The following is a 6,907-nucleotide window of genomic DNA, read 5'->3' as shown; positions in this document are numbered from 1 at the left end:
CGGCGCGGAGGACCGCCAGCACCGGCCGGCCGTCGCGGTGTTCGTCCGCGATCCGGCGTCGTCGCCGCAGACGTCGCGCGACATGCTGCACCGGCTGTTCCGGCTCACGCCGATGGAAACCGACATCGCGCTGCTGCTCGTCGACGGGCTGACGCTCGACGAAGCGGCCGCCGCGACCGGCATCACGAAGAACACCGCGCGCGCGCATCTGCGCGGCATCTTCGCGAAAACGGGCGCGACGCGGCAGGCCGTGCTCGTGAAGACGCTGCTCAACAGCGTCGTGTCGATGGCGTAGCAGCCGCGCCGGCAGCCTCGCGACGGGCTGCCCGGTCGATGCACCACGCGCGGGCCGCGACCGAAACCGCGGCAATCGGCGCACACTCATTTCATGTCATACGTCATCAGACATGAATGAATCACCGATAAGTCTCATTAAATTCCCCAAAATCTGAGAAATTACGGGGTAAACCCGCAACGTCTTCATCGGCACTCAGGCGTACCATGTCATACGACGACATACTACATAGACTGCCACCCAGACGCCGACGCGAGCACCCGCCCCGTCCGCCGCCGCCCGACCGGAGACACGCTTGAACCCGCCCTCGCCCGCCCTGCCCGGACGCGACCCGCTCGCGTCCGCCGTCTCGAAAGTGAAATGGCACGTGCTGCCGCTCGTGCTGATCATGTTCATCGCGAACTACATCGACCGCGTGAACGTCGGCTTCGTCGATCGTCACCTCGAGGCATCGATCGGCATCGGCGCGGCCGCGTACGGCCTCGGCGCCGGGCTGTTCTTCGTCGGCTACGCGCTGTTCGAAGTGCCGTCGAACCTGCTGATGCAGCGCTACGGCGCACGCGTGTGGCTGGCCCGGATCATGGCGACGTGGGGCATCGTCGCGGCCGCGATGGCGTTCGTGTGGAACGACACGTCGTTCTACACGCTGCGCTTCCTGCTGGGCGTGGCCGAGGCCGGCTTCTTCCCCGGCGTCGTGCTGTACCTGTCGCAATGGCTGCCGCCGCAGGAACGCGGCAAGGCGATGGCGATCTTCCTCGGCGGTTCCGCGTTCGCATCGGTGCTGTCCGGACCGGTCACCGGCGCGCTGCTTTCGATCCGCGGTTTCGGCCTCGAAGGCTGGCAATGGATGTTCCTGATCGAAGGGCTGTTCTCGGTCGCACTGTGCGGCGCGAGCTGGCTGCTGCTGAAGTCGCATATCCGCGACGCGACGTGGCTCACGGCCGAAGAACGCACGGCGCTGCAGAACGCGCTCGACGAGGAGCGCGCGACGCGCGACGTCCGCTCGAACGTGCCGGTGCGCGCCACCGCGCTGCTGCGCGACCCGCAGATCATGCTGTTCTGCTTCCTGTATTTCTCGATCCAGCTGACGATCTACGCGGCCACGTTCTGGCTGCCGACGATCATCCGCAAGATGGGCGGCCTCACCGATTTCCAGGTCGGCCTGTACAACACGATTCCGTGGATGATCGCGATCGGCGCGATGTACGGCTTCGCGGTGCTGTCGTCGAAATGGAAGCATCCGCAGCGCTGGCTCGCGGTCGCGCTCGTGCTCGCCGCATGCGGGCTGTTCGCGTCGACGTCGCACGATCCGGTGTGGTCGTTCGCGTCGATCTGCTTCGCCGCGCTCGGCTTCAAGGCCGCGTCGTCGCTGTTCTGGCCGATCCCGCAGGGCTACCTCGACACGCGCGTGGCCGCGGCCGTGATCGCGCTGATCAACTCGGTCGGCAACCTCGGCGGCTTCGTCGCGCCGACGGCGTTCGGCTATCTGAAGCAACATACGGGTTCGATCACGGGCGGGCTGTATGCGCTCGCGATCGCTTCGCTCGTCGCCGCGGTCGCCGCGCTGTTCGCGCGCACCCACCGGCGCAGCGATCCGCCGCGCGGCCTGCCGGCCGACAAGTCCTTCACGAACGCTTCGATGCTCCGCCATGCCGAACACTGACCGCCTGACCGTCGTCGTCTCGAATGCCACCGACGGCGACCTCACCACGTTCTCCCTCGCCGGCGACGGCACGCTCGCGCCGCTCGCCCGCTATCCCGCCGCCGACGTCGCAATGCCGATCGCCGTGCAGGCCGACCGGGCGCGGCTCTACGTCGCGACGCGCGGCGAACAGCCGACGATCGTCGCGTTCCGCGTCGTGCCGGCCACCGGCGCGCTCGTGCGCATCGGCACGACCGCGATCGACGCGAGCCATGCGTACCTGTCGCTCGACCGCAGCGGCCGCTGGCTGCTCGGCGCGTCGTACGGCGGAAATTCGCTGAGCCTCTATGACGCCGCGCACGTACGCGACGGCGACGGCACGCCGCTGCAGGTCGCGGGCGGCATCGCGAACGCGCACTCGGTGATCGTGTCGCCAGACAACCGTTTCGCGTACGTCAGCTCGCTCGGATCGGACCGCGTGTTCAGCTTCGCGCTCGTCGAAGACGCGGCCGGCCTGCGCGCGCTCGAACATGGCGAAACGCGCGTGCCAACCGGGTTCGGCCCGCGTCACCTGCAATTTGCGCGCGACGGACGTGCACTCGTCGTCGTCAGCGAATTCCAGGCCACGCTTGCAACGTTCGCGCGCGATCCCGACAGCGGCCGGCTCGGCGATGCGCATGTGAGCGCGCGCCATCCCGCCGTCGCCGAACTCGCGCAGGGCCATGCGCGGCCGCCCGCGCCCACCGAACCGTCCGTCTGGGCCGCCGACCTGCACCTGACGCCCGACGAGCGTTTCGCCGACGTCAGCGAACGCACGTCGAGCGGCCTGCTCTGCTATCGCTGCAGCGAAGACGGTACGTTCGAACCCGCGCACGCGACGACCACCGAGACGCAGCCGCGCGGCTTCGCAATCGACCCGTCGGGGCGCTGGCTCGTCGCCTGCGGCGAACAGTCGGAATACGTGTCGGTGTATGCGATCGCGCCGGACGACGGCGCGCTGTCGCCGCACGCGCGCGTGCCGGGCGGACGCGGTGCGAACTGGGTCGCGATCGTCTGATGAAGGCGTGGCGCGCGCGACCTGACGCGGCAGGCCCGCCACGCAGGCCGGTGCGTCCCCGCGTTCAGCGTCGCTCGCTCGGCGCGACGCCCGTCCAGCGCTTGAACGCGCGCGTGAAATTGGCGCGATCCGTATAGCCGACGCGCGCGGCGATCTCGTCGACCGGCAGCCGCGTCCCCTCGAGCAGCCGCAGCGCGTCCCGCAGCCGGATCTCGTCGAGCAGCGCCGAATAGGTCGCGCCGTACCCGGCGAGCTTGCGCTTGAGCGTCCGCGCCGACACATGCAGTTCGCGCGCGACATCGTCGACCGACGGATAGCCGCCCTCGCCGCAGATCAGCAGGTTGCGCACGCGCTCGACGATGCTTTCCGCATAGCCGAGCCGCGCGAGTTCGGCCTCGCATTGCTGCACGATCATCTGCGCGGTGTGTGCATTCGCGGTGCCGATCGGTTCGTCGAGCAGCGCGGCGTCGCAGCGGATGCGGTTCGCGCTCGCGTCGAAATGACAGCGCGGCAGCCGCGCGCGATAACGCTCGAACCACGGCGGCTCGGGCCATTCGAAATGGAGTTCGGCACGCGACTGCAGCGTGCGCCCCGGCACCGGATACAGCAGCGAATTGAACAGGATCGCCGTCTCGACCAGGAAGTTCTCGACCGCGAACTGCCGCAGCCGGCCAAGCGGAAACGCCTCGAGCACGTCGATATCGACGATTCCGTCGATCTGCGCGAGCCGCACCGAAAAGAACGGCACGCGCGTCGGCAGGTAGCGAATGCCGAGCGAGATCGCCTCGCCGAGCGTCGCGCAGCTCATCAGCCCGAAGCCGATCAGTCCCGCTTTCGTCAGGCTGCTGCGCAGGCCGATCTCGATCGCGATCGACGGGTCGTCCGTCGCGTCGAGCAGGTTGAACACGATCGCCGCCTGCTGCAGCGGCGTGATGCGCGCATCGGGCTGCGCGAGCCGGTCGCGCTCGACGCCCGAGCCGGCGAGCACGCGGCCGCCGTCGATGCCGCGTTCCTCGGCCAGCATCAGCATGAACAGCGCATACGCGGACGACACCGTCGCCTTGTTCAGCTGGCGCGCGGCATCCGGGACGGACAGGACCATGCGGCGGACTCCGAAGCGGTTTCGGCGGATTGTAGCGTCGCTGGCCCGCAATGACACCGGGGCGAGACTCTAGCCGCGCCGGCAGGCCATCGTGGCCCGAAATGACACCGCCATTGGCACCCGCGGCCCTCGCGTGCGGTCCGGCGCGCGCCTATGCTTGTCACATCGGCATTGCGCCCCACCCTTTCCGCAGGAATCCCGGTCGATGAGCCAACCCGCACGAACCGCCTTTCGCAACGACGCGGACAAGGTCGCGTACGTCCGCCGCGAGGTCAACGCCGCGAGCGACGCGATCCGCGCGCGCTTTCCGCTGCTCGACAACCAGAACCTCGTCGGCGCGACCGTGATGGCCGTCTCGGTGAGCGCGATGCTCGCGATCGCCTGGCTGTATGCGCGCGGCGCGATCGCGTGGTACGTCGCGCTGCCGCTCGCCGCGTTCGTCACGTCGCTGATCCACGAGCTCGAGCACGACCTGATCCACCTGATGTACTTCAAGAAGACGCCGTGGGCCTACCACCTGATGATGGCGCTGTGCTGGCTCACGCGGCCCGGCACGATCAACCCGTGGACGCGGCGGCGCATGCACCTGCATCACCACAAGGTGTCGGGCGGCGAATCGGATCTCGAGGAATTCGGCATCACCAACGGCGAGCGCTGGGGCGTGAAGCGCCTGCTGATGATCGCGGACGGCATGCTCGCCGTCGTGCTGCGGCCCACCGCGATGCGCCGCAAGGTGAAGCAGTACGTGGCCGCGCAGCCGGTGCAGGATCCGTCCGAGCGCCTGCAGTTGCGCGTCGAGCAGGTGTCGTCGTACATGCCGGTCGGTCACGTGTATTACGTGCTGTGGCACGCGTTCATCGTCTATCACGTCGGCCTGTTCGCGCTGCATGCATTCGGCTACCCGGTGACGGTGCCGGCCGTCGTCGAACGCGTGATGAGCGTCGTCGATTTCCTGGCCGTGGTGTGGCTCGGGCCGAACTTCGTGCGCAGCTTCTGCATCAACTTCGTCAGCTCGAACATGCACTACTTCGGCGACATCGACTCGCGCAACGTGATCCAGCAGACGCAGGTGCTCAACCCGTGGTGGATGCTGCCGTTCCAGCTGTTCTGCTTCAATTTCGGCAGCACGCACGCGATCCATCACTTCGTGGTGCGCGACCCGTTCTACATCCGCCAGCTGACCGCGCGCACCGCGCATGCGGCACTGCGTGAAGTCGGCGTGCGCTTCAACGACGTCGGCACGTTCGCGCGGGCGAATCGCTGGGGCGGTTATCGCCCGTCGCGCGGTACGCGCCAGGCTCGGGCCGACGCGTAACGGCCCCCTCAGCCGCCGATCGGCGGCATCGGCCCTTGCCCGCGGATCCACGACCAGTTCGCGAGCTCTGCCATTTCCTTGTCGCCCCGGCTGTCGCCGTACGCGAACAGCTGCTTCGGCGGCCGGTTGCCCCACCACCCGCGCAGCCGCACGACCTTCTGCGGCCCCCAGCAGTTTTCGCCGTCGAGCCGTCCGGCGAAGCTGCCGCGCTCGAACGCCAGCCGCGTCGCGAGCACCGCATCGAAGCCGGCCGTCTTCGCCCACTTCTCCAGATACAGCGACGGCGACGCGCTCACCAGCACGACTTCATGCCCGCGTGCCCGATGCTCGCGGATGCGTTCGAGCATTTCCGGACGCACGAGGCTCGGCAGATAGGTGTCGACGAACGTGCGCGCCTGCGCATCGAGCGCCTCCTCCCGCACCGGCCCGAACGCGAACAACGCGAATTTCGCTTTCGCGTCGCCACGCGACAGCAGCCCGGCCTTCATCGCGACGATCCAAGGCAGCGCGCGCAATCCGGCCCACGCGAAGCGCGGCGTGCCGACCGCATAGCGGACGAAATGGCGAAAGCTGTCGGTCGTCGTGATGGTGCCGTCGAAATCGAATGCGGCAACGATGCGGTCGGTCATGGAGAATCGGCGGGAAAGCAATGAGATGCCCGGGAAGATAGCAGACTCGCGCCGGTGCTCGTGAAATGAAGTGATGCGGGGTGGCCTGCGCAGCGAACGCACGCGCCGCCGCGCATGCATTCGTGCCCTTCGTGCCGTGCGCTCAGCGCTGCGGCCGCGCCGCCAACGCTGCCGGCAGCACGACGTTCATCAGGTGATCGGCGCGCGACAGCAGATCGGTCACGCGCTCGTCGAGCCCGCGCAATTGCGCGGGCTGCATGCGGATCTGCTGCACGGCCTGCCCGACGATGTTGCGACGGTCGAACAGCGTGCGCTCGACGCCCGCATCGTCCGGCGCGCGCACGACGTCCGACACCGCGCTCAGCGCCGCGAGCACGACCACGAGGTTTTCTTCCGCATGGCGGACCTTCGCGGCAAGGTCCTCGGTACGGCGCGGGAAGAAGCCGAGCGACTGCTTGAGTGCCCCGATCGCCGCACGGTAGTCGATATGGCCCGTCGTCGCGCCGAACCAGCGTTCGAACATGCCGGCCTTGCGTGTCGCCTGCGCGAGCATGCCGGCCATCATGTCGGCCGCGCCGAGTTCGTTGAATTCGCGCGTCGTTGCCGCGACGGCTTCGACGAGGTTGCCCGCCGTCTCCAGCGCGCCGTCGCCGATCGTCGCGACCGTCGCGAGCTTCAGCGGCACCAGTTGGCGGATGTGCCGCTCGATGCGCGGCGCGTAGTCGGGATAGAGATTCGGGAAACTGGCCTGCGCGGCGCGGAAGCACGCTTCGAGCTGCGAATGGTTCGATCCGCCGAACACCGCGCGGCCGACCGCCTCGGCCGGCGCCGTGCGCGCGGCTTTATCGGACGCGGGCGCGGGCCCGA

Annotated in this window: 7 protein-coding genes; 4 read left to right on the top strand and 3 right to left on the bottom strand. The window is 68.5% G+C overall.

Annotated elements, in window-relative coordinates; translation table 11 throughout:
- The 3 genes from G3N93_RS30915 to G3N93_RS30905 form a co-directional block, all read left to right on the top strand.
- The coding region (locus G3N93_RS30915; protein WP_206134658.1) for a helix-turn-helix transcriptional regulator at nt 1-295 on the top strand (295 nt) is incomplete at its 5' end.
- Between the two features lie 295 nt (nt 296-590).
- On the top strand, nt 591-1,958 hold the full coding sequence (locus tag G3N93_RS30910; RefSeq protein ID WP_174941768.1) for an MFS transporter: 1,368 nt from the start codon (nt 591-593) through the stop codon (nt 1,956-1,958).
- Nucleotides 1,945-2,994 carry a beta-propeller fold lactonase family protein gene (locus G3N93_RS30905; protein WP_206134657.1) on the top strand — a complete coding sequence of 350 codons (1,050 nt, stop codon included), beginning with the start codon at nt 1,945-1,947 and terminating at the stop codon, nt 2,992-2,994. The genes G3N93_RS30910 and G3N93_RS30905 overlap by 14 nt, the downstream gene beginning before the upstream one ends.
- A gap of 64 nt (nt 2,995-3,058) precedes the next feature.
- On the opposite strand, the gene G3N93_RS30900 is transcribed toward G3N93_RS30905, so the two are convergent.
- Complete coding sequence (locus G3N93_RS30900) at nt 3,059-4,096, bottom strand: AraC family transcriptional regulator (protein WP_174941764.1); 1,038 nt, start codon at nt 4,094-4,096, stop codon at nt 3,059-3,061.
- A gap of 205 nt (nt 4,097-4,301) precedes the next feature.
- Between G3N93_RS30900 and G3N93_RS30895 the strand changes: the two genes are divergently transcribed.
- Nucleotides 4,302-5,411: a fatty acid desaturase gene (locus G3N93_RS30895; protein WP_206124853.1), complete on the top strand. Its 1,110-nt coding sequence runs from the start codon at nt 4,302-4,304 to the stop codon at nt 5,409-5,411.
- An 8-nt stretch (nt 5,412-5,419) separates the two neighbouring features.
- Here the strand turns inward: G3N93_RS30895 and G3N93_RS30890 are convergent, their stop codons facing one another.
- Both G3N93_RS30890 and G3N93_RS30885 read right to left on the bottom strand, forming a co-directional pair.
- Nucleotides 5,420-6,040: an HAD family hydrolase gene (locus tag G3N93_RS30890; RefSeq protein WP_206134656.1), complete on the bottom strand. Its 621-nt coding sequence runs from the start codon at nt 6,038-6,040 to the stop codon at nt 5,420-5,422.
- A 142-nt stretch (nt 6,041-6,182) separates the two neighbouring features.
- Nucleotides 6,183-6,907: hypothetical protein (locus tag G3N93_RS30885; RefSeq protein WP_206134655.1), on the bottom strand; the 725-nt coding region annotated here is incomplete at its 5' end.

This window comes from Burkholderia sp. Se-20378 (assembly GCF_017104665.1).
In the GTDB taxonomy this organism is placed as follows: domain Bacteria; phylum Pseudomonadota; class Gammaproteobacteria; order Burkholderiales; family Burkholderiaceae; genus Burkholderia; species Burkholderia lata.
The sequence above is the reverse complement of the archived record's forward strand: the minus strand, read 5'-3'. Positions and strand labels throughout refer to the sequence as shown.

Excerpts from the sequence above, each read along its gene's own strand:
- G3N93_RS30890 (WP_206134656.1), bottom strand. The coding sequence starts at position 6,040 with ATGACCGACCGCATCGTTGCCGCATTCGATTTCGACGGCACCATCACG.
- G3N93_RS30905 (WP_206134657.1), top strand. The coding sequence starts at position 1,945 with ATGCCGAACACTGACCGCCTGACCGTCGTCGTCTCGAATGCCACCGAC.
- G3N93_RS30895 (WP_206124853.1), top strand. The coding sequence starts at position 4,302 with ATGAGCCAACCCGCACGAACCGCCTTTCGCAACGACGCGGACAAGGTC.
- G3N93_RS30900 (WP_174941764.1), bottom strand. The coding sequence starts at position 4,096 with ATGGTCCTGTCCGTCCCGGATGCCGCGCGCCAGCTGAACAAGGCGACG.